At 35.6% G+C, this 21,652-nt stretch carries 19 protein-coding genes; 8 read left to right on the forward strand and 11 right to left on the reverse strand.

What is annotated here, in order from left to right; genetic code table 11:
- Positions 1 to 13 precede the first annotated feature (13 nt).
- Genes accC through mtgA form a run of 3 tightly spaced genes read left to right on the forward strand, consistent with a single transcriptional unit; the run spans position 14 to position 3,225 of the window.
- Complete coding sequence (accC, locus tag ACKXGU_RS08865; protein WP_463464977.1) at positions 14 to 1,366, forward strand: acetyl-CoA carboxylase biotin carboxylase subunit; 1,353 nt, start codon at positions 14 to 16, stop codon at positions 1,364 to 1,366.
- Positions 1,367 to 1,416: 50 nt separating this feature from the next.
- On the forward strand, positions 1,417 to 2,532 hold the full coding sequence (locus ACKXGU_RS08870) for an NAD(P)/FAD-dependent oxidoreductase (protein ID WP_463464978.1): 1,116 nt from the start codon (positions 1,417 to 1,419) through the stop codon (positions 2,530 to 2,532).
- 3 nt (positions 2,533 to 2,535) lie between these two features.
- Complete coding sequence (gene mtgA / locus ACKXGU_RS08875; protein ID WP_463464979.1) at positions 2,536 to 3,225, forward strand: monofunctional biosynthetic peptidoglycan transglycosylase; 690 nt, start codon at positions 2,536 to 2,538, stop codon at positions 3,223 to 3,225.
- Positions 3,226 to 3,251: 26 nt separating this feature from the next.
- Here the strand turns inward: mtgA and ACKXGU_RS08880 are convergent, their stop codons facing one another.
- The 8 genes from ACKXGU_RS08880 to ACKXGU_RS08915 all read right to left on the reverse strand — a co-directional run bounded on the left by ACKXGU_RS08880 (position 3,252) and on the right by ACKXGU_RS08915 (position 13,384).
- Complete coding sequence (locus ACKXGU_RS08880) at positions 3,252 to 4,169, reverse strand: ABC transporter ATP-binding protein (protein ID WP_463464980.1); 918 nt, start codon at positions 4,167 to 4,169, stop codon at positions 3,252 to 3,254.
- A 69-nt stretch (positions 4,170 to 4,238) separates the two neighbouring features.
- Positions 4,239 to 6,272, reverse strand: a complete 2,034-nt coding sequence (locus ACKXGU_RS08885; RefSeq protein WP_463464981.1) for an FG-GAP-like repeat-containing protein — start codon at positions 6,270 to 6,272, stop codon at positions 4,239 to 4,241.
- A gap of 161 nt (positions 6,273 to 6,433) precedes the next feature.
- A complete protein-coding gene (locus tag ACKXGU_RS08890; protein WP_463464982.1) occupies positions 6,434 to 8,515 on the reverse strand; it encodes an FG-GAP-like repeat-containing protein in 2,082 nt (693 codons plus the stop codon).
- Positions 8,516 to 8,530: 15 nt separating this feature from the next.
- Positions 8,531 to 9,901, reverse strand: a complete 1,371-nt coding sequence (locus tag ACKXGU_RS08895; RefSeq protein WP_463464983.1) for an Ig-like domain-containing protein — start codon at positions 9,899 to 9,901, stop codon at positions 8,531 to 8,533.
- A 163-nt stretch (positions 9,902 to 10,064) separates the two neighbouring features.
- The gene (locus ACKXGU_RS08900; protein WP_463464984.1) at positions 10,065 to 11,054 is read right to left on the reverse strand and encodes an aspartate-semialdehyde dehydrogenase; all 990 of its coding nucleotides are present in this window, start codon (positions 11,052 to 11,054) and stop codon (positions 10,065 to 10,067) included.
- Between the two features lie 113 nt (positions 11,055 to 11,167).
- Positions 11,168 to 11,569 (reverse strand): large-conductance mechanosensitive channel protein MscL, encoded by a 402-nt coding sequence (gene mscL / locus ACKXGU_RS08905; RefSeq protein WP_103050706.1) that lies wholly within the window; start codon positions 11,567 to 11,569, stop codon positions 11,168 to 11,170.
- A gap of 74 nt (positions 11,570 to 11,643) precedes the next feature.
- Positions 11,644 to 12,750, reverse strand: coding sequence for an alanine racemase (alr, locus tag ACKXGU_RS08910; protein ID WP_463467422.1), 1,107 nt, complete (start codon positions 12,748 to 12,750; stop codon positions 11,644 to 11,646).
- Positions 12,734 to 13,384: a thymidine kinase gene (locus ACKXGU_RS08915; protein WP_103050707.1), complete on the reverse strand. Its 651-nt coding sequence runs from the start codon at positions 13,382 to 13,384 to the stop codon at positions 12,734 to 12,736. Before ACKXGU_RS08915 ends, alr begins: the two co-directional genes overlap by 17 nt.
- 104 nt (positions 13,385 to 13,488) lie before the next feature.
- Between ACKXGU_RS08915 and ACKXGU_RS08920 the strand changes: the two genes are divergently transcribed.
- Entirely contained in the window at positions 13,489 to 14,223 is a 735-nt protein-coding gene (locus tag ACKXGU_RS08920) for a hypothetical protein (RefSeq protein ID WP_463464985.1), read from the forward strand.
- A 4-nt stretch (positions 14,224 to 14,227) separates the two neighbouring features.
- Here the strand turns inward: ACKXGU_RS08920 and ACKXGU_RS08925 are convergent, their stop codons facing one another.
- Entirely contained in the window at positions 14,228 to 17,266 is a 3,039-nt protein-coding gene (locus ACKXGU_RS08925; protein ID WP_463464986.1) for a gliding motility-associated C-terminal domain-containing protein, read from the reverse strand.
- Between the two features lie 87 nt (positions 17,267 to 17,353).
- On the opposite strand from ACKXGU_RS08925, the gene rsmI reads away from it, so the two are divergent.
- Positions 17,354 to 18,025, forward strand: coding sequence for a 16S rRNA (cytidine(1402)-2'-O)-methyltransferase (gene rsmI / locus ACKXGU_RS08930; protein WP_463467423.1), 672 nt, complete (start codon positions 17,354 to 17,356; stop codon positions 18,023 to 18,025).
- 37 nt (positions 18,026 to 18,062) lie between these two features.
- Here the strand turns inward: rsmI and ACKXGU_RS08935 are convergent, their stop codons facing one another.
- The gene (locus tag ACKXGU_RS08935) at positions 18,063 to 18,920 is read right to left on the reverse strand and encodes a DUF4349 domain-containing protein (RefSeq protein ID WP_463464987.1); all 858 of its coding nucleotides are present in this window, start codon (positions 18,918 to 18,920) and stop codon (positions 18,063 to 18,065) included.
- A gap of 133 nt (positions 18,921 to 19,053) precedes the next feature.
- Between ACKXGU_RS08935 and ACKXGU_RS08940 the strand changes: the two genes are divergently transcribed.
- Both ACKXGU_RS08940 and ACKXGU_RS08945 read left to right on the forward strand, forming a co-directional pair.
- Positions 19,054 to 19,944: a hypothetical protein gene (locus tag ACKXGU_RS08940; RefSeq protein WP_463464988.1), complete on the forward strand. Its 891-nt coding sequence runs from the start codon at positions 19,054 to 19,056 to the stop codon at positions 19,942 to 19,944.
- Complete coding sequence (locus ACKXGU_RS08945) at positions 19,941 to 20,447, forward strand: hypothetical protein (RefSeq protein ID WP_463464989.1); 507 nt, start codon at positions 19,941 to 19,943, stop codon at positions 20,445 to 20,447. The genes ACKXGU_RS08940 and ACKXGU_RS08945 overlap by 4 nt, the downstream gene beginning before the upstream one ends.
- Here the strand turns inward: ACKXGU_RS08945 and ACKXGU_RS08950 are convergent.
- Positions 20,444 to 21,034 carry a carboxymuconolactone decarboxylase family protein gene (locus ACKXGU_RS08950; RefSeq protein WP_463464990.1) on the reverse strand — a complete coding sequence of 197 codons (591 nt, stop codon included), beginning with the start codon at positions 21,032 to 21,034 and terminating at the stop codon, positions 20,444 to 20,446. The two genes, ACKXGU_RS08945 and ACKXGU_RS08950, sit on opposite strands and share 4 nt — an antisense overlap.
- Before the next feature lie 147 nt (positions 21,035 to 21,181).
- On the opposite strand from ACKXGU_RS08950, the gene ACKXGU_RS08955 reads away from it, so the two are divergent.
- On the forward strand, positions 21,182 to 21,604 hold the full coding sequence (locus ACKXGU_RS08955; RefSeq protein WP_463464991.1) for an OsmC family protein: 423 nt from the start codon (positions 21,182 to 21,184) through the stop codon (positions 21,602 to 21,604).
- Positions 21,605 to 21,652 lie beyond the last annotated feature (48 nt).

Consider the following 21,652-nt stretch of genomic DNA (forward strand, 5'->3'; position numbering starts at 1 on the left):
AATAAAGCAAGTTATGTTTAAAAAAATATTAATTGCCAATAGAGGAGAAATAGCACTTCGTGTTATTAGAACCTGTAAAGAAATGGGCATCAAAACGGTTGCCGTTTATTCAACTGCAGATGCTGACAGTCTTCATGTCAAGTTTGCTGATGAAGCTGTATGCATAGGACCTGCGCCAAGTAGCGAATCATATTTAAAAATATCCAATGTTATTGCTGCAGCTGAAATAACCAATGCCGATGCTATACATCCAGGATATGGATTTTTATCTGAAAATGCCAAATTTTCAAAGATTTGTGAAGAGCACGGCATAAAGTTTATTGGTGCTTCTGAAGAAATGATCTCCAAAATGGGAGATAAAGCTACTGCAAAAGCCACCATGAAAGCTGCTGGGGTTCCTTGTGTACCAGGGAGTGAAGGTATTATTGCTGATTTTGAAGAATGTGAGAAGCTAGCAAAAGAAGTTGGCTATCCTGTGATGCTCAAAGCAACAGCAGGTGGAGGCGGAAAAGGAATGCGTGCTGTTTGGAAACCAGAAAATTTGAAAGCAGCATGGGATTCTGCTAGACAAGAGTCTAAAGCAGCTTTTGGGAATGATGATATGTATATGGAAAAACTTATAGAAGAGCCAAGACATATTGAAATACAAATTGTAGGAGATTCTACTGGCAAGGCATGTCATTTGTCTGAAAGAGATTGTTCTGTACAAAGAAGACATCAAAAGTTGACAGAAGAAGTACCATCTCCTTTTATGACGGATAAGCTTCGTGAGAAAATGGGTAAAGCCGCTGTTAAGGCAGCCGAATTCATTAAATATGAGGGAGCGGGAACAGTTGAGTTCCTAGTTGATAAGCATAGGAATTTTTACTTTATGGAAATGAATACGCGAATCCAAGTCGAGCACCCCATAACCGAGCAAGTAATAGATTTCGACTTAATACGTGAGCAAATATTGGTAGCGGCAGGTGTTCCAATTTCAGGAAAGAACTACACCCCAAATTTGCATTCTATAGAATGTAGAATTAATGCCGAGGATCCGTTTAATGATTTTAGACCATCTCCAGGTCGAATTACAACTCTTCATGCACCTGGAGGTCACGGTGTCAGATTAGACACGCATGTTTATGCGGGCTATATGATACCTCCCAATTATGATTCCATGATAGCCAAACTAATTACAACGGCCCAAACAAGGGAAGAAGCTATCAATAAAATGAAGCGGGCATTGGATGAATTTGTCATTGAAGGAATTAAAACTACCATTCCGTTCCATAGACAGTTAATGGAAAACCCTGATTATTTAGCGGGTAATTATACAACTAAATTCATGGAAGATTTTGTTATTGAAAGACCCCAAGAAGAATAAGAAAAGGCCTCTATTAATTAGAGGCTTTTTTAATAACATTAAACCAACTTATGAGTTTATCTTATTGGGAAATTAAATCGTGGCTTACCAATGTTGATTATACGATAATTGGAAGTGGTATTGTGGGTTTGAGTTGTGCTCTTGAACTCAAATCAAAATTTCCTAAATCCAAAATCCTGGTTTTAGAACGAGGGTTTTTGCCACAGGGAGCCAGTACGAAAAATGCAGGTTTTGCTTGTTTTGGAAGCATAAGTGAAATATTGGAAGATTTAAAATCACATTCCCAAGAGGAGGTAGTTACATTGGTTAGAGAGCGAAAAGAGGGCTTACAAAACTTAAGAAATAATTTGTCTGATGCTAAAATAGGGTTTCATCAATTTGGAGGATATGAATTATTCAGCAAGAAGCAGACAGATCTTTATGATGCAGCATTAACTAAATTGGCAGAAATCAATAAACTGCTAAACCCTGTTTTTAAAGAGGATGTATTTAAGATAAAATCTAATCTGTTTCGTTTTGGAAACATCCAAAGCAACCTTATTTTTAATCAATTTGAAGGTCAATTGGATACCGGGAAAATGATGGAAGCTTTACTTCTTAAAGCCCATAAGAAAGGTATCAAGGTTCTCAATAACGTTTTGGTTGATGGTTTTGAAGAGTTTTTGGACTGCGTGAATGTTAAGACGAAAAGCTTTGAATTTAAGACACATAAGCTATTTATTGCAACCAATGGATTTGCTCACTTATTATTAAAAGAAGAAATAAAGCCAGCAAGAGCACAAGTTTTAATCACTAAACCTATAGAAAACCTTCAAATAAAGGGAACGTTTCATTTAGATAAAGGATTTTATTATTTTAGAAATATAGACAATAGGATATTGTTTGGAGGCGGCAGGAATTTAGATATAATAGGAGAGGAAACAACAGACATGGGTGAAACCGAGCTGATTCAAAACAAATTGGAAGAATTGCTGCATTCGGTTATTCTTCCAGAATCAATTTTTGAAATTGACTATAGGTGGAGTGGAATTATGGGAGTGGGAAACCAGAAAAAACCAATTATTAAGCAAATAGGAACTAACGTGTTTTGTGGAATTAGATTGGGAGGTATGGGTATTGCTATTGGGAGCAATGTTGGTAAACAAATGGCGCAATTATTATCATAATTAATGAAAAAGTTACTAAAGATTCTTTGGAGAATTTTCTTCGGCTTATTTCTATTTTCCATTTTATTAGTATTGATATATAAATGGCTCCCAGTACCTATTACACCATTAATGGTCATAAGAGCTTACGAACAAAATCAAAACAGCAAAAAAGTCATTCTAGAACACGACTGGGTTCCTCTTGAAGAGATTTCACAAAATTTACAGTTAGCTGTTATTTGTAGTGAGGATCAGAACTTTTTAAAACATAATGGGTTCGATTTGAAAGCCATTGAAAAGGCCATTGAAAACAATAAAAAAGGTAAACGCATTAAAGGCGGAAGTACTATAAGCCAACAAACTGCTAAAAACGTTTTTTTATGGCCCCAACGGAGTTGGTTTCGAAAAGGATTGGAAACCTATTTTACATTTTTAATTGAGTTAATTTGGGGGAAAGAGCGCATTATGGAGGTTTACCTTAATAGTATTGAAATGGGTAATGGTATTTACGGTGCAGAATCGGCTGCTAAATTCTGGTACAGAAAACCCGCCAAAAGTCTTTCGCCACATGAAGCTGCATCAATAGCGGCAATTTTACCAAACCCATTAAAATATAGAGCGAATCCAGCAACTAATTACATTCAAACCAGAAAGAATTGGATTGTTAAACAAATGGGATTTTACGGAAAGCTTAACTATATTTTAAAAGAATAAAACAGGCTGACAGTTAGCAAAAAAATTCAATCTTTGACAACCTCTAGATTTATGATTGCGTTTTTGGTCAACTCCGAATGATGTTCAAAAAAAATGGGTCTTCCTTTTAATTCGGCTTCAATTAGATAATAATCACCTTTAAAAAAACTCTGTTTTACGATTACTTTCAGCTCTGATTTAGGAGTCGTTTTTAATTGATTAGCATAGACTATACCATAAGGCTCAATAACGTTAAATTCATTGAAAAAAGAAGCGATAATAGTATGTTTGGGGTCGTTATAAAGACTTTTTGGAGAGTCCATGGCAATGATTTTAGAGCTATTTAAAACCGCTATTTTATCAGCATAACCCAAAACATCTTCTTTGTCATGAGTGGCAACCACACATGTAATTTCGTGTTTTTTAAAATATTTAAATACTCTACGCCGTAAAGCGTGTTTTTTAAAATTATCAATATGACTAAAGGGTTCGTCTAATAAAATGATTTCAGGGGCTTTAGCAAGGGCCCTGGCTAAAGCAACACGCTGTTTTTGTCCGCCACTTAACAACTTAACTTTTGTTTTTGAAAATTGCGTTAGTTCAACGACTTCTAAAAGCTCTCGGATTCTTTCTTTTTTTTCTTCAGGAAAAAAATTTGATAAGTATTGACCGACATTTTCTTCAACAGTTATAAAGGGCATCAAATCAAATTCTTGAGAAAGGGATTTAATAAAATCGTAACCGACAACAAGATTAAATTTAGGACCTAATATTTCTATATCGTTCCAAAATATGTGTCCTTCATTTAAATCATACTCTCCATATAATAAATTCAGCAAAGTACTCTTTCCTGAACCACTCTCACCTATAAGTGATAGATGTTCCCCTTTTTTGACTTCAAAAGAAAGATTGTCTAAAATAAGGTTGCTATCATAACCAAACGATAGATTTTCAACTCGTAGCATTGGGCAAAAATAAGGCAAAAAAAATTCGCCCAATCATATTGGGCGAATTTTCATATTCTTCAAATGAAGTTATTCTTTTATAATTTTTCTAGTAATTACTCGACCATCTGTTTCTAGTCTAAGTATATAAAGCCCACTATATAGATTGGAAATATCAAGTGAGTTTTCTTCTAGTTTTGTATTTAAAACACGTTTACCATTAACATCAAAAACAGTAGCAATTCTGCCATTAAGATTAACAGGTGTTTCAAAATTTATAACACTTTTAGCAGGGTTTGGATAAACAACTAAATTTGTCAATTCAAAATCGTCTACAGTTAAAGTTTGCCCCTCAACAATAACAATACTTTCATTGATATCAGGGTTTACGATATTGTCAACAACACCTGAAGGCCAATAAACAATAATATTGTCAATCGTTGATTCTGTTCCTAAACCAAAATGAGTATTTAAGGAACTCATAAATCGAAATCCTTCACCACTTCTAACATCTCTAATTTGAATGCCCGCTGGTGTATGTACTTCGATTCGCGCACCAATTCCATTGATATTGCTCATGGTTCCAACTGTGGTCATCGTAATCCAATTATTGTCATTACCATCATTTTTATAAAAAGTATCGCCATTAAAAGCGTCGATAAACCCATCATTATCTAAATCGCCAAAAGAACCATTAGAAACTTGGTTAGTGTAAACAGTAAAAGTCATATCACCATTTCCAAACAAGATATTCCCATTGGAAACAATATCTAAATAGCCATCATTATCAAAATCATAAGTGGCGTTTTCAATTCCCGTAGCACCTAAAGTAGCAACACCAGATGTAGCTGTTACATCAACAAATACACCATCGTTGTTTTGCATTAATTTGTGAGTGCCTGAACTTGCACCAACAAACACATCCATATCACCATCATTATCAAAATCTCCCCAAGCAGAAGACCAAGTTTGCATTGGATCCGCAAGCCCTATTGCCGCGGCCAATTCTGTAAAAGTTCCATCACCATTATTTTTATGCATCTGGTTGGTTCTTCTAGCTTCTTCACCACCACATTTGGCTATAAACATATCTAGATTTCTATCATTGTCATAATCAATCCAAATAGATCCATAATTACCACCTGAAGGATAATCTCCAAGATTTGCAGGAGCGCCTTCAGTAACATTTGACTGATAAAAAGTCAAGTTTCCAGAGCCATCATTAATGTAATACACATTTGGCGCCACATCATGACAAACAAAAGCATCTAAATGCCCATCGTTGTTGATATCAGCAAAATTTGAACGTTGAGAAAATACATATTCTGGCCCTGAAACTTCAGTAAATGTGAAATCCCCATTAGAACGCATAAATGTTACACCGCTACCACTACCGTATAATAAGTCTGTAAATCCATCCGCATTATAATCGGCAGCAGCAAGACTCCAACCTGGAGTGAAATCGGCTTGAGAAGTAGGAACGTTAACCTCTGTAAAACCACCAGCACCGTCTTGTAAATGAATATTGACGTTTGTAGCTGTAATACCGACGATATCATCAAGATAGTCTCCATTCATATCAACAACGGCTCTAGTTGTACCAGTAATAGCAATATTACTTGTAGTAAAAGTTACAGGTGCTGGATCTGGATCTGGTGGTGGATCACCTTCGTAGATTTCAAAATCGAAACCTCCTGGGTTCCATCTATCATCAAAAACAATGTAATAAGTTTCTCCGCCAGTAACATCCAAAGATGCTATAGACAAGTAACCATTACCAATGTTGCCACTGTCATCATCGCCTCCTTCACAAACCAGAGCACCACATGTTCCACTGTAAATGTGAACACGCGTATCACCTCCTGAATTTTGTTGCAGTTCCGTAGTTACCGTTAAAAATGTATCTTCGGAAGGCGTGTATCTATACCATTCTCCGGCAGTAACATTCGTGCCGTTTCCAACGCAGAATTCGGGCGGCATATCTCCATTAATCGCATCTACTGTAAAAAGCCCAGGACCAGTTATGGGAGTGTCTGCATCGGCTTCAGCACAGGAATTTGAATTAGTTTGCGAATAGTTAAGTAGGGTAGAAAATAGGGTTAGTAGGAGTAATAATCTTTTCATATTCGCTATTAATTTGATTAATCAATTAAGTATAAGAGCACTAAAGTACTAAAATTTTATTAAGTTCTTATGTAAGCAACTGATTTTTTGACAGTAACGAAAAAGCCCATGTATTTTACATGGACTTTCTACGATGAATAAGCTTTATAGTTTAATAAGCTTTATAGTTTAATAAGCTTTCTTGTTATTAACTGACCGTTGGATTCAATCCGCAATAAATAAATACCACTATTCAAGTTTCCAAGATTGATAGTATTATTATTTATATAGCCATTAAGTACCCGCTTGCCATTTATATCAAAAATAGTTGCAATCTTTTGAGACAAATCTTGGTCTGATTGAATTGTTAAAACGTCCTGAACAGGGTTAGGGAATATTTTGATATCTGAAAGTGATACATCTTCAACACTCAGGGAATGATCCCCTTCTACAATTGTTAATGATTGATTAATTGCTGGATTGTCAATTTGATCAATATAACCTGAAGGCCATCTAACAATAATTTTTATAATGGAGGTTTCAGAACCTAGCCCAACATGTGTATTTAAACTACTCATAAACGCAAAACCCGCACCACTCTTAACATCTCTAATTTGCATTCCAGAGCTTGTATAAACCTCTACTCGGGCTCCAATACCATTGATATTACTGGTTGTTCCTACTGTATGGATTTTAATCCAATTATTGCTGGTGCCATCATTAAAATGAACGGTACCAATGCCACTAGATTGTGTTACAACATCGATAAACCCATCATCATTCAGGTCGCCAAACGATCCATTTACATAAGGAAAGGGATTTTCTATAGTATAGAAAGTTAAATCACCATTGCCAAATAAAATGTTTCCATTGGAAGCAATGTCTAAATTACCATCATTATCAAAATCGTAGGCTAAATTTTCGTGACCTGTAATCGTTAAATCTGTTACATTTGAAGTAACTGTTACGTCAGTAAACACACCCGAGGTATTAACATCATTTCTCATAAACTTATGAGTTCCTGTACTGGCACCAACAAATACATCCATATCGCCATCATTATCAAAATCACCCCAAGCAGAAGACCAGGTTTGCATAGGATCATCAAGACCTAAAGACGCAGCAACTTCCGTATAGCTTCCGTCACCGTTATTTCGTAACATTTGATTTTTTCTACGTTCGGTTTCTCCACCACACTTTGCAATAAACATATCTAAATCACCATCATTGTCATAATCAATCCAAATGGAACCATAATTTCCACCAGAAGCATAGTCACCCAATCCACCTTGATTGAACGTTAAATTTCCAGCACCATCATTAATATAATATACATTTGGAGCTACATCGTGACAGACGAAAGCATCTAAATGACCATCATTATTGATATCAGCAAAATTTGAACGTTGCGAAAACACATATTCAGAACCAGAATATTCTGTAAAGCTCGTTACATCGTCAAACGGGTTACCGTTATTTAGATTATCCATATTAATTTCAGCTTTCATAAATGTCACACCACTACCATTTCCATATAGTAAATCGGTGTAGCCATTTTTATCATAATCCGCAGCACCAATGCTCCAAGACGGTGTGAAATCGGCATCCGGAGTATCAATATTAATGCTTGTAAACCCACCACCACTGTTTTGAAACTGAACATTAATAAGCGAGGACGAGTAAGACCCAACGGTTACAATATCATCCAAAAAGTCTCCATTCATATCAACAACAGCCCAATTAATTTGATTGATACCTAATGAAGTAAAAGTTTGGGGTGAAAATGTAATTGGAGAAGGTTGAGGAGGTGCAATATTATTTATTGATAGGCAAAAAGCAACATCGGAAAGAACCGTGCCTTCAAAATCATAAATTTGAATGATTAAATCATCACCTATATCCCAGCCACTTAATGTTTCATTTGAAAAAGTAGTAGCACAATCATAAGCAACTGTCCCATCAGCATTCCAAATAACTATTCCAGGGTTTCCGGGGGCTTGAGATGAAAACGATAATCCCAGCGATGTTGCAGTCCATGAGAAAAATTGATCTAAACCAGAGGCGCTACAATTCCCTTGCAATCCACTATCGGTGGTGCCATCTGTGGAAAAAGGAAGTGTAAATACGGGTGAATCACAAGCTGTTCCTTCAGGTGATGGTGTAATGAGTGTAGCACCACCCAATGTATCGTTACTCGGTTGAGCCTTTATTTGTGTAAGGCCAAGACAAGCTAAAAGTACCGTAAAAAGTAATTTTGTTTTCATAGATTTAATATTTTTTTATTCACACCTATCCGGCAATGAATTCATCCATTCACGTATTAATTCCACCCCTTCGGTATGTTGTAGGGTTCTACCTAATAAAGGCATTCTATATTGTTCTTCAATAGAGCTTATTCTGAATATCACAACAGATGCATCGGCATCTCCAGGGTTCATAATAAAAGGATATTCATCACCAATGTTGGTGTCAGGCTGCACACAAACACCCATATTGGTCAAATCGTCATTTGTGTTAAAACCAAAACGCATGGGTCTGTATTCACAATAGCTTTGTTCGGCATGACAATGAGCACAATTAATATCAATATAAGAGCGTACTCTTAAATCAATTGGTTGACTTGGATCATCCCAAGCAACGGTTGTTTCAATAGCATCCGGATAAGAATCTTCTAAATAGCCTAAATCAACCCATTTTTGTAGTTGGTTCATAGAACCATTTTCGTAAGGGTAATTTTTATTTAAATTTTGAGGTTTTGGACCAATGGGCTGTGGCTCCCCAAATTTGTTATGACAGGTAAAACATTCAGCACGAGATGGAATACGGTAATTGACGCTTTTGGTCTCCGAACCCTCCATCCAATCAAAACTTACAAAACTACCGTCATTAGTAAAAAAGGCTTCGGTTTGCATATCGTTCCAAACATATTTTGCAAATTCCCAACCTTCTGGTGTTACATACATTAAACGTGTTTCTAAAATTTTTGTATTGCCGTCAGGCAATACGTTATCATAGTAGAAGTTTTTAATCAAAAATGTTCCTACAGGAAAGTTTAATGGCGTATAATCATTTTCATAAACCGCTTGAGAACCATTTGGCATCCAAACAAATCGTTTTTTATGTGCATAGTCCGTAAATAAAGGTGAGTTAATATCATAAGGAATTACACCAAAAACGGGATTTAATTCGTTTAAATCACCCTCAAAGAAATTATATTCTGAAAGCGTATCAAAAGGGAAATTATCAGGATCATAATTTACAGGCGTTACTGGTCTGACATTGACCGTTACGATGCCGTTTGCACAGTTTTGGTTATTATTACAAATGGTATATTGAAAGGTATCATTTCCATAGAACTCACCATTAGGGGTATATACAATAGTATCATCACTTGGATCATTTGGGGTATCATTGGCCAAAACTTCCAAGGAAGCATTAGGAGATGTTGAAACTGTTAAAGTTCCACCACTTGGAACGTTTAAGTCATTGGCAAGAACATCAATTTCTACAGTTGTATTTTGAAAAACCTCACTTGAATCAGGATTGGCAGTTATGACTAATGGGGTATAATTGGCATCATCATCACTACATGAAATAAAAACACATATTAAGCCAAGTATGCTTAAGGATTGTAAGTAATTTTTCATCATTTATGGCAAAAATTTGGATAGTAAATATAATTACAAAGCTGAAAACTAGATAATTAATTAGTTATAATACACTTTTTTCAGACAACAAGGTTCAAAAAAAGCTGTCAATCTGCACTAATTAAACAATTTAACAAACAAAAACCCTACTCAAATACTTAAAAAATTAAACTAAATTATTTTTTATTAAGTATTCAGCAATTTGAACCGTGTTTGTTGCGGCTCCTTTTCTCAAATTATCACTAACAATCCACATATTTAAAGAGTTGGGTTGCGAGCCATCTCTTCTGATTCTGCCAACAAAAACATCATCTTTTCCATGGGCATAAATGGGCATGGGATAGATGTTCACATCGGGATTATCTTGAAGCACCACACCAGAAGTATTGTTTAATAACTGTCGTACTTCATTGAGGTCAAAATCATTTTCAAACTCAACATTAACAGACTCGCTGTGTCCTCCAGCAGTTGGTATTCTTACAGCAGTAGCGGTTACTGCAATGGATCTATCATCTAATATTTTTTGAGTTTCACGAACCAATTTCATCTCTTCTTTGGTGTACCCATTATCTTCAAAAACATCACAATGAGGTAACGCATTTTGATGAATAGGATATGGATAAGCCATTTCACCTTTAACACCAGCCAATTCATTTTCTAATTGTTTAACAGCTTTTACGCCAGTTCCTGAAATAGATTGATAGGTTGAAACAACAATTCGTTTGATGGTGTATTTTTTATGTAATGGTGCCAGCACCATTACCATTTGAATGGTAGAACAGTTAGGGTTTGCAATTATTTTGTCGCTTTTGGTTAACGCTTGGGCATTAATTTCGGGGACTACTAATTTTTTATCCAAATCCATACGCCATGCGGATGAATTATCGATAACTGTGGTACCTGCTTCAGCAAACTTAGGAGCCCACTCTAAAGATGTATTTCCTCCAGCAGAAAACAAAGCAATTTCAGGCTTTAGAGACACGGCAGTTTCCAAATTAACCACGTGATAGGTTTTGCCTTTAAAATCAACAGGCTTCCCAACCGATTTTTCGGATGCCACAGGAATTAATTCCGTAACTGGAAAATTACGTTCCTCAAGAACCTTTAACATAACCTCGCCGACCATACCTGTCGCGCCTACAACTGCTATTTTCATAAACCTAATTTGTTACAAAAATAGTTAATTCCTGATGTTTTGGATTTAAAATAACACAAAAAAACCACTTCAATTTTGAAGTGGTTTAAAGGTTAGAATATATAGTGTAGCGACTATTTTTTCAATAAATCTCTAATTTCTTGAAGCAATTCGTTGTCTGAAGGTCCAGCTGGCGCTTCAGGTGCAGGCTCTTCTTTCTTTTTCATACGGTTTATTCCTTTAATGAGCATAAACATCACGAAGGCGACAATTATAAAGTCAATGACATTAGTCAAAAAATCACCATACAAAACAGCTACTTCGCCAACTACCTCTCCAGCCTCATTAGCTGTTCCTTCAGTGATTACATATTTTAAATCTTTAAAATCGGTATTAAAGATTAACCCAACAAGGGGTGATACAATACCTCCTGTAAATGATGCAACAACCTTGTTAAAAGCAGCACCCATTACAAAGGCAACAGCGATGTCAACTAAATTGCCTTTCATGGCAAATTCCTTGAATTCTTTAAGCATAATGTTAGTTTTTAGTTAATGTTACAAAAACTAATTTAGAAAAAAGATTCCTACAAACAATCATTTACAAGTAGTTATTTTAAATAAACACGTTTGACGCGTTGCGAGATTCCAGTGATTATTTCATAAGAAATACTTTGGGTAGTTTGGGAAAATGAAACTGCCGAAGGCGATTTTCCAAATAAAATCACCTCATCACCTTCTCGGCAGGGAATATCCGTTACATCTACCATGAGCATATCCATACACACATTACCTATAATTGGAGCCTTTTGGTTGTGAATTGACACAAACCCTTTTTGATTGCCATATTGTCTCCCAATACCATCCGCATGACCTATTGGAATGGTGGCTGACCTCATGGGTTTTGAAGCTTTATAGGCTCTATTATAACCAACACTTTCACCAGAATCTAGTTGATGAATTTGGGATATGATAGATTTTAAAGTAGCAATTGGCATTAATTGGGCATCAATTTTATCGGAATTCCCAAAACCATACAGTCCAATTCCGGTTCTTACCATATCAAAATGAGCATGGGGATAATTCATGATACCTGAAGTATTGCACAGATGATAGATGGGCTTATAGTCCAAGTAAGGCTCAATATTTGAAATAATTTCCTTGAAAGCTTTTATTTGGTTTTCAGAAAACGCCTTTTCATTCATATCCTCACTGGCTGCTAAATGTGAAAAAACAGATTTCACCTTTAAGCTATCAGAATTATTAATTTTAGTCATCACAGACTCGACATCTGGAGATTTAAAACCCAAACGGTTTAATCCGGTATTGAATTTCAGATGTATGGGATAGTCCTGTAGTTTTTCCTTGGTAACTAATTCTGAAAAAGTACCCAAAACAAAAAAACTATAAATACTGGGCTCAAGGCAATAATCTATGAGTGTTTTAAAATTCACAGATTGTGGATGAAGCACAAGAATGGGCAATTTTATCCCAGCTTCTCTTAAAGCAACACCTTCTTTCACGTAAGCTACTGCCAGATAATCTACAGCCAGATTCTCAAGACATTTAGCAACCTCAATAGAATCACTACCGTAGGCAAAGGCTTTAACAACAGCTAAAATTTTAGTGTCCGGTAAAAGTTTGGATTTAATGAAATGGAAATTGTGTTTTAAAGCTTTTAGGTCAATCTCTAAAACCGTTTCATGCACTTTTGCCATTCTTGTTGTTGGTTTGAATTTCTTCTGCATCATTAACCTTCATGTTGCGTACTTTATCACGAAGCATGGACTTATAAAATGCTGCTCGACTCAAGGGTTCATATTCGTCAACCTCACCAAGCAATACTAAATCATCGCTTTTAGCTTTTCGGTAGCTATATTGTGCTAAATTCCCTGTTTTTGTACAAATAGCGTGAACTTTAGTTACGTATTCTGCAGTAGCCATTAAATTGGGCATAGGCCCAAAAGGATTGCCTTTAAAATCCATGTCTAAACCAGCAACAATAACCCTGACCCCTTTATTAGCCAAATCATTACATACACGGACAATTTCATCGTCAAAAAACTGGGCCTCGTCAATCCCTACAACGTCACAACCATCAGCCAGTATTGGAATATTGGCAGCTGCCGGAACAGGGGTTGACCGAATTTCATTTTCATCATGCGAAACCACTTTGTCCTCATCATACCGTACATCAATGGAAGGTTTAAAAATCTCCACTTTCTGTCTGGCAAATTGGGCACGTTTTAGTCTGCGAATCAATTCTTCTGTTTTTCCAGAGAACATAGACCCACAAATGACCTCAATCCAACCAAATTGTTCTTTATGATTTACGGTATTTTCGAGAAACATTTTGTAATTTTAACACTAAAACAAACTTATTGTTCGTTTTGTATAAAGGTGGCGTAAATTTATTAAAAATCAAAAGCATTAATCTGTTTTAAATATAAAAAATTATGAAGAAGAAGCTCGAAGCCGAGTTAATGAGTATAGCACATAGAATACTTAAACTAAAAGGCCAAGATGATATAGATAAAATGCATCAGGAGGTGGCAGCGCTTTATGAAAAGCTCACTGTTTTGAAGTTTGCTAAAGAAAACCTTGAAGATGAGTTGCCAACGATTGGTAATGACTCGTCATTTTTTGAAATGCTGGATGTGGCTTTTAACAATAAAGTTAGTGACAATATCGAGTTTGAAGATAAAATCTATATCAACCTAGATGATTCCGAACATGAGGAAATTATGGAGCCAGCCATTGAAAAAATTAAGGATATGGTAGCCCAAATGCCCCAAGAGGCACAAGCAGTCGATGCCATTTTTGAAAAAGCGGGAACCAAGACCCAAATCCATAAAAACAATTTGGATGACCTTACGGCTGATTTTTTGGAAGAGCCAGTTTTTGAACCAGTAGATAAATCTAAACAGGAAGGGAAAAAGTCCCTGAACGACAAATTAAAGAAAGGGTTAAACATTGGCTTAAATGATAAGATTGCTTTTATTAAGCATCTTTTTGAAGGAAAATCGGAAGATTATGATCGTGTACTTTCACAAATAAATACCATCAACTCATTTGATGATGCCAAAACCTTTATCCAAAAGATGGTAAAACCTGATTATGGTAATTGGGAAGGCAAAGAGGATTATGAAATCCGTTTTATGGAAATCATAGAAAGTAAATATGACGCTTAAGCATCTAGTAATTTAAGTACACCCAACCCATAAGCGGTTTTTCATTGCCGGCTTCTAGAATGTAATAGTAGGTACCAACAGGAAGCGGTTTGTCTGAATTGTGCAACAAACCTTGATTGGGTCTGCCATCCCAAGAATTATCGTAGTTTTCCTGTTCAAATACCAATACACCATAGCGATTGAAAATTTTCAAGGTGTTAGTTTCAAAGTCCTCAATACACGGTATTTCGAAATAATCGTTGACGCCATCGTTATTGGGCGTGAATACTTCAGGAATTTCCAAACAATCAGTTGGTGCATTTGGATTTTGAAGAACTTCCAGTTGAGCCAAAACTTCAGAGGTATCAATATTATTCTGATTGGTAAAATTGGTGTGGTTGTTAATGTATATTCCGGGAATAGTTGAGGTAACCGTTACTGAAAAGGTACATTCAGAAGCGCTTTGAGGAATATTTAAATTAGTAATACCTACAAAGTTATCACCAATATCGCCAACGAAGGTTCCTGTACTACCATTGCTATTAACCCAAACAGGTTGAGATGTCAATACGAGTCCGTTGGGCAAATTATCGGTAAACGAAATATTGCTTTCGGTCTCTCCAGAATCTACACTGTAAATGGTAAATGTTAAAGTGCTTTCTTCGTGAGTGTAAATAACATCTGGGTCAAACCATTTTTCTAATGTTGGTGCTAAGACCTGAACACTACTAATGGAAATATTGGTTTCTGGTGTGAGTTCTTCATTATTAATTGGACTAGGAATAGCTTCTGCGGTATTCACAAAGGCACCACCAATATTAGGTGCTTCAACAGGAATAAAAACTCTAACTGTTGAGCCGACATCCATTTGTGGAATGATTCCCGAAATAGTATTTCCTGAAACATTAAACGATGAAATGCAGGTTGCATTACCAGAAGTCACTTGACAGGTAGGTGTTCCGGTAATAGTAAATCGATTGTCTAAAGTATCAATAAATTCGGCATCGATAATTTCGTCACTTGTGTTGCTATTAGTGATATCAATTATCCAATTAAATGGTTGATTGACAAAAACAGTAGGAAATTCAGGAAAGGTTTGAACTACTAAATCTACACAAGGCGCAAAATAAGTAGTAGCCAATGAACCCACTTCCGTATTATCAGATTGTGGACCAACAGCAACTAGTGATACTTTATTGGTTCCTTTTATTTCCCCGAGTAAACATTCAGGCATCCAATTGATTTCAACGTGAAAAGTTACAGAACTCATACCAGGAAGTGCCCATTGATCTTCTTCCAAAATCTCCCAAAAGACATCAGGATCACCATTGCCGTCAGATATACCATCTAATATAACGCCTATATTCGCATGTTCAATATCAAAACAGGAAGCACTTCCAGTTGTCGATACACAGGTTACGGACTCAAGTACTGCTTCGGGAATATTGGAAGTTGCATCAAGCTCATAGTAATCACTCAATACTATGTTGGTGTCAACAGCACTTTCATTAGAAACAACAATTTCGTAAGTAATTGGTGAACCCCAAGCAGTCGTGTTATCAGGAGAACTTCCTTCAGGTAATTGAGGCGCTATTTGCGTTTTGGTAACTTGCAGTTCAACCACTTCGCATTGTGGCACATTCAAGGGTAAATCGATATTGTCGAAATCTGTATTATTGAGTTGAAAACTATCTTCAATATTGGGTGATTCAATACTAATGTTACTTCGCGCAATGCCGTTAATATTGCCAATAACACATTCAGGTTCTATAAAATGAAGGGTGGTCCTAACAGTGAGAATTTCACCAACAGGCATATTAAAAACATTACAAACCCAATATTGCCCAGCGTTGGCGAAAGTCGTCGTGTTACAAGGTATTGTTGATTCACTTTCAATACATTCTATGGATGTAATCTGCCAAAGCACATTGTTAGAGGTGTTTCTAAAACTGGCTATTACATCAGCGTCCAAAGGGCCATTGTTGCAAATGGTTGTTTCATAGACTATCGATTCACCCCAATTGACCAAATCACCAACGGTAGGAGAAATTTGAACGGTATCAATACACACGTCGGTTTCTTGACAGAGTGCGGCTTCAATCAAAATGCTCTCAACATCATTGGATTCGTTGGATGATTCGTTGGCATGATCCAATGCTATCTCAATATGACTGGTAACAATCATTTGGGCTGGATTTACCCTACATTCTGGTTCCAAAAATTGATAAACCATTTCAAATGTCAATGTACTATTGGGTTGAAATTCATGATTTATAAGGAATTCATAAACCCTTGTTGGAGTCGCCGCAAAAATAGTTCTGGGTATCGGGTTAACATTAAAATCATTATAACAATCCGATCCATTATTTGCACTAATACAGCTCATGGAAACCAACTGAACAATAGGCAATCCATTTACTGCCAAGGAATTCAGTTCCATAATCCCAGAAAAACCTACCAATGGATAAACGATATCGCTATTATTAGTAATGGTCACATGATAAGTAATGGTATCACCCCAATTGCTAATTGGTGTTCCGGGAGCTGGTGAAATTTGCTCATGCGATACGGTAAAATCAACAATTATATCAGTGATGTCTATGGAGATAATGGAAATATTATTTCCCTCATTGGTGTCAGTCACAGTATCGGGTGGTGTAATGGTCACTGTTGTAGCAATACCACCAACTTCAGGAGGTGCTCGCAATACCACTTTCACCTGAAGACTCGCTGCTGCTGGAAAATTGGCAATGGTTCCTGATATTTGATTGCCTACCACAGCAAAATCCGTTATTAGTGTGGTGCCACCTGTTGGGTTCTGGCTCACATACGAAATAATTGTTGCATCTGCATTAATAGTTTGATTAAAAACGGCATTTTGAACGGCATTACCGGAATTGGTGATAGTTACCAGATATTGGAATTCTTCGTAAATATGCGCTTGTGAAATATCGCTGCCAGACAAATCCTGTGCTTCAACTGAAATGGCCAAATCCGTCGTTTGACCAAACCCAATCCCAATGCAAAAACAGATAAAAAATAGTGCCAGGATTTTATTTTGCATAGATTGGTTTTTAGTTAGATGCACAAATAGTCAAAAGGTTGCGTCAATATAGTTTAAAAGTATGTAAATTTGAGAGGAAATCCGCACATTATGAAACTTTATATTGTTCCCACACCTATTGGTAATTTAAAGGATATGACCTTTAGGGCTATTGAGGTTTTAAAGGAAGTTGATTTGATTCTAGCCGAAGACACACGAACATCAGGCAAACTCCTCAAGCACTTTGAGATTAACACGCCTTCGCAGTCCCACCACATGCACAATGAACACAAAACAGTGGAAGGATTAATAAATAAATTAAAAGGCGGAACGACCATAGCTCTAATTAGTGATGCTGGCACACCAGCTATTTCCGATCCCGGTTTTTTGTTGACACGAGCTTGTATAGAAAACGATATTGACGTGGAATGTTTACCAGGCGCAACAGCATTTGTTCCCGCTTTGGTAAATAGTGGCTTACCAAACGATAAGTTTGTATTTGAAGGGTTTTTGCCTGTTAAAAAAGGCCGTCAAACACGCTTAAACTTGCTGGCAGAAGAAACTCGAACCATAATTTTTTATGAGTCCCCTCACAAGCTTTTAAAAACGCTCGCCCATTTTTGTGAGTTTTTTGGAGATGACAGACCAGTTTCGGTATCTCGTGAACTGACTAAACTTTATGAAGAAACGATACGTGGTTCTGCCAAAGAGGTGCTGGATTATTACAACAATAAACCACCTAAAGGCGAAATCGTAATTGTGGTTGGTGGGAGAAAATAAAACCCCTTACTTTGAAGCAGGGGTTTAATTAAGGTTGTCAACGATTCTTTGTGACACGTTTTTTGACTAAAATAAAAGTAATTATACCTATTATTATTATAGGCCAAATTGTTATAACGAAAACAACAAAAACTTCAATAATTGACCAGCCATTGCTGAAGCCTTCTTTGGATTTATCCCAAAAAGTTTTGGTGTAGCTTTCGGGCTCCTCCTGGTAATCAACATTTTCATATAAATCAATTTGTATTGTGCTGAACGAAACTTTATTTGTTAAATATTTTAATCGTCCTTGAGCGGCCTCTATTTCTTCTTGAATAATACGCAATCTGTCTTCGGCTTTTAAAATATCTTCAACCGTTTTTGCATTCTTCCTTAAGATATCTTCATAACGCTGTTTGACCTCAAGTTTGGTTTTTAACCTAGTTTCTAAATCAATATATTCTTCAGTGACATCTTTGGTTGTTATATTTTCATATTCTATGAAATCAACAACCGTATAAACAGAATCCATTATTTTATCAAAATATAATTGAGGAACTTTAATAGTAAACCTATTTTCTTTTTTATATAAATCATTTTGAAACCTCAAATCCGAAATATATGCCCCATATTGTTGGGCAATGATTTTGATTTTTTGAGTAGCTTCTTTTACATCCTTAACTTTATATCTTGCGGAAGCAGATTTTATTATTTTTAAATCTAGTGGAGCAGAATTTTGCTTTAGAACAAAATTTGAGATGGTACCTTCTGAATTGGCAATTTCAAACTCTTCAGTAAGATCGACCTCTTCTGCAACCAAATCTTCCTTATAGGAATTTGTGTTGCAGGAAATAAAAAAGAGGGTTAAAAAGATAATTAAGAATTTTAAGCTTTTTTTAAACACGATTGCTTTCATAATTTTTTATTTTTAAGAATTACTGAAACAAACTTATTAGTTGGCCTCAAGTTTCCTTTGAAAAGCTCTTGAATAATACTTGTAAACTATTTTACAATTTTTAAATAATTGATAAACAAATAAATACGTTTGATTGAACAAAGCAGATAGACATTATTTTAATCTATTGACAAGAAAAATTGAAAAAGCTTTTTCAGATCACAATAGTGTTTCAAGTCCTATTGAGGAATGGAAAGGAAGTGAAATAGTCGCTTTTCAAGAGGATTTGTTTGATAAAGTAAACGGCAGAATAAGTGAAAAATGGTTTTACTCTTATATAAAAAACCCACCTCAAAAACTTCCTAGAATAGATGTTCTAAATTTATTGAGCAACTATGTTGGATTTAATAATTGGAATGATTTCAAAGCTGAACATAAAACTAAAATTACAGTTAAGTCAGCAAACTATTTTTCATGGTTTTGGATAATAATTTCAATCCCTTTAGGGTTTTTTATATACCGATTGAATTCTAAAAACAATTTTGAATTTTGTTTTGTAGACGCCATTAAAAATGAGTATGTCACCAATGTTAAATTAGACATAAAAATACTTCAAGAAAATGAATCACCAATTCATCTAACAACTGATAGCTTGGGATGTTTTTCATATAAGTCCAAAAGTGATGTAGTAAAGTTTGTTGTTCAGTCACCCTATCATAAAACCGATACGATAGTTAGGAATATTAACTCAAATTACAGCCAAACAGTTAAAGTCATTTCAGATGATTACTCATTGATGCTACATTATTATGCTAATGGGAATATAAAGGATTGGAAAAACCATGTAGAAGGTTTAAAATCACTTTTATCTAATGAAGTAAAAATATATAGATTTTATAATGATGATATAGGTGTAGAGGTTTATTCAAAGGATGAATTTATTAACTTACTCACTATACCCACTAAAAGCTTAAGACGGATTGAAATTTTGGACAAGAAAATTCATGATGATAAAATAGTGACATTAAAGTTTATTGTGAAATGAAAAAGATTAAGAACATATTTATTTTTTTAATAATAGTTTCATGCAATAATGATGTCAGTAAAAAAAGTGAAAGCTATGATGCGGTTGAATTTGAAAAAGAAACCGTTGAAGACAGCTACTATGCCCCTGAGGCATACGAAACATTGGAAGAGCCATTTGAATATAAAGAATTAAGCACAGAAAAACTACAAGAATTTTATGACTTATTATTATTGAAATCAAAGCATCCAGATTTTAACCATGCAATAGTGGACCAATTGAAAACCTATTCAAAAGACACTTTTTCAATTGATTCAATGACAGATATTATAATAAAGAATGTTGAAATTATGGGAGAGCCTATTCACATATCTGATTCAGTTCAAAAAATGAAACTAGTTTATGATTTGATTTCAAAGAATAAATCCAGAAAAGATTCCATTTGGGCTACAATTACTTCTAGATCAATTTTAATTGATGACAGAGAGAAGACATCTCGAAAAATAATATTCAGCAATCATTAACCATGCTTTCCCTTTACCCAACCATGTTTACCTAAATACTGATTACCACTTTCAACTGCGCCTTCTTCAATGCTGGTTCCCATGCTATCGTTCCAACGGTTTAAATAACCAAACAATGAAATCACACCCAGCATTTCAACAATTTCACCTTCATCCCAATGTTCATATAATCGTTTTTGAATTGACGCATCAACCGTATTGGGCACCTGACTGGCTGCCAGACTAAAATCCAAAGCTGCACGCTCGGCTTCAGAAAAAGCAGGATGGGTTCGGTATTCCCAAATATTATCCAGTTGCTCTTGTTCAGCACCATAGCGCTCCGCAGCACGAATGGCATGCGCTTGACAATAGCGACAACCCGTGGCATTGCTACTGACCCAGGCAATCATACGTTTTAGCGCAGATGTCACGCGACCTTCATTGGCCATAACGGCTTTGTTGAGGTTGATAAAAGCTTTGGAAATGGCTGGCCTGCGTTGCATGGTTAGCACGGAATTTGGACAAAACCCAAGTGTTTCATTGAAGAATTCAGCTAACTTTTTAGTCTCTAAATCATGCTCGGGTGATAATGGCGTTACTAGTGGCATAGTCTATTTTTTATTGGTATTTTTGATATCATACAATAAATATCTTTTGTCTAAATTTTAAGTTGTTAAATTCAGTGTTTTAAGATATTCATTGTGTCCTATTTAATGAAATATTATACATTACAATAAACAAAAAAATTCTTTAAAATGTCACATAAAGTCACCACACATTGGAAAGGCAATATGCTTTTTGAGTCAGACAACCCAAGCGGTAAAACATTACTAATCGATACTTCAGAAGAGCATGGTGGCCATAATTCAGGCTTGCGTCCTAAAGCTTTGATGCTCTCGGCTTTGGCAGGTTGTTCAGGATTGGATGTGGTGTCTATTTTGGATAAAATGAAAGTGAAAATTTCTGATTTTAGAATGGACACCTATGGTGAATTGACCGAGGAACATCCGAAATATTATCATACTGTTACGGTTGAATATCATTTTTATGGTGATAATTTAAACGAAGCTAAAATTCAAAAAGCAGTTGACCTATCTATTGAAAAATATTGTGGTGTCATGGAAATGTTTCGAAAGTTTGCCAATGTCAAAACATCCATTCACTATCACAATAAATAATTATTTAACAATGTCATGCTGAGCTTGTCGAAGTATCTCAAAAAAAGA

The organism is Hanstruepera sp. CR43, from assembly GCF_055227665.1.

Coding starts and splice junctions, on each gene's coding strand:
- accC (WP_463464977.1), top strand. CDS start 14: ATGTTTAAAAAAATATTAATTGCCAATAGAGGAGAAATAGCACTTCGT.
- ACKXGU_RS08870 (WP_463464978.1), top strand. CDS start 1,417: ATGAGTTTATCTTATTGGGAAATTAAATCGTGGCTTACCAATGTTGAT.
- mtgA (WP_463464979.1), top strand. CDS start 2,536: ATGAAAAAGTTACTAAAGATTCTTTGGAGAATTTTCTTCGGCTTATTT.
- ACKXGU_RS08880 (WP_463464980.1), bottom strand. CDS start 4,169: ATGCTACGAGTTGAAAATCTATCGTTTGGTTATGATAGCAACCTTATT.
- ACKXGU_RS08885 (WP_463464981.1), bottom strand. CDS start 6,272: ATGAAAAGATTATTACTCCTACTAACCCTATTTTCTACCCTACTTAAC.
- ACKXGU_RS08890 (WP_463464982.1), bottom strand. CDS start 8,515: ATGAAAACAAAATTACTTTTTACGGTACTTTTAGCTTGTCTTGGCCTT.
- ACKXGU_RS08895 (WP_463464983.1), bottom strand. CDS start 9,901: ATGATGAAAAATTACTTACAATCCTTAAGCATACTTGGCTTAATATGT.
- ACKXGU_RS08900 (WP_463464984.1), bottom strand. CDS start 11,054: ATGAAAATAGCAGTTGTAGGCGCGACAGGTATGGTCGGCGAGGTTATG.
- mscL (WP_103050706.1), bottom strand. CDS start 11,569: ATGCTTAAAGAATTCAAGGAATTTGCCATGAAAGGCAATTTAGTTGAC.
- alr (WP_463467422.1), bottom strand. CDS start 12,750: ATGGCAAAAGTGCATGAAACGGTTTTAGAGATTGACCTAAAAGCTTTA.
- ACKXGU_RS08915 (WP_103050707.1), bottom strand. CDS start 13,384: ATGTTTCTCGAAAATACCGTAAATCATAAAGAACAATTTGGTTGGATT.
- ACKXGU_RS08920 (WP_463464985.1), top strand. CDS start 13,489: ATGAAGAAGAAGCTCGAAGCCGAGTTAATGAGTATAGCACATAGAATA.
- ACKXGU_RS08925 (WP_463464986.1), bottom strand. CDS start 17,266: ATGCAAAATAAAATCCTGGCACTATTTTTTATCTGTTTTTGCATTGGG.
- ACKXGU_RS08935 (WP_463464987.1), bottom strand. CDS start 18,920: ATGAAAGCAATCGTGTTTAAAAAAAGCTTAAAATTCTTAATTATCTTT.
- ACKXGU_RS08945 (WP_463464989.1), top strand. CDS start 19,941: ATGAAAAAGATTAAGAACATATTTATTTTTTTAATAATAGTTTCATGC.
- ACKXGU_RS08950 (WP_463464990.1), bottom strand. CDS start 21,034: ATGCCACTAGTAACGCCATTATCACCCGAGCATGATTTAGAGACTAAA.
- ACKXGU_RS08955 (WP_463464991.1), top strand. CDS start 21,182: ATGTCACATAAAGTCACCACACATTGGAAAGGCAATATGCTTTTTGAG.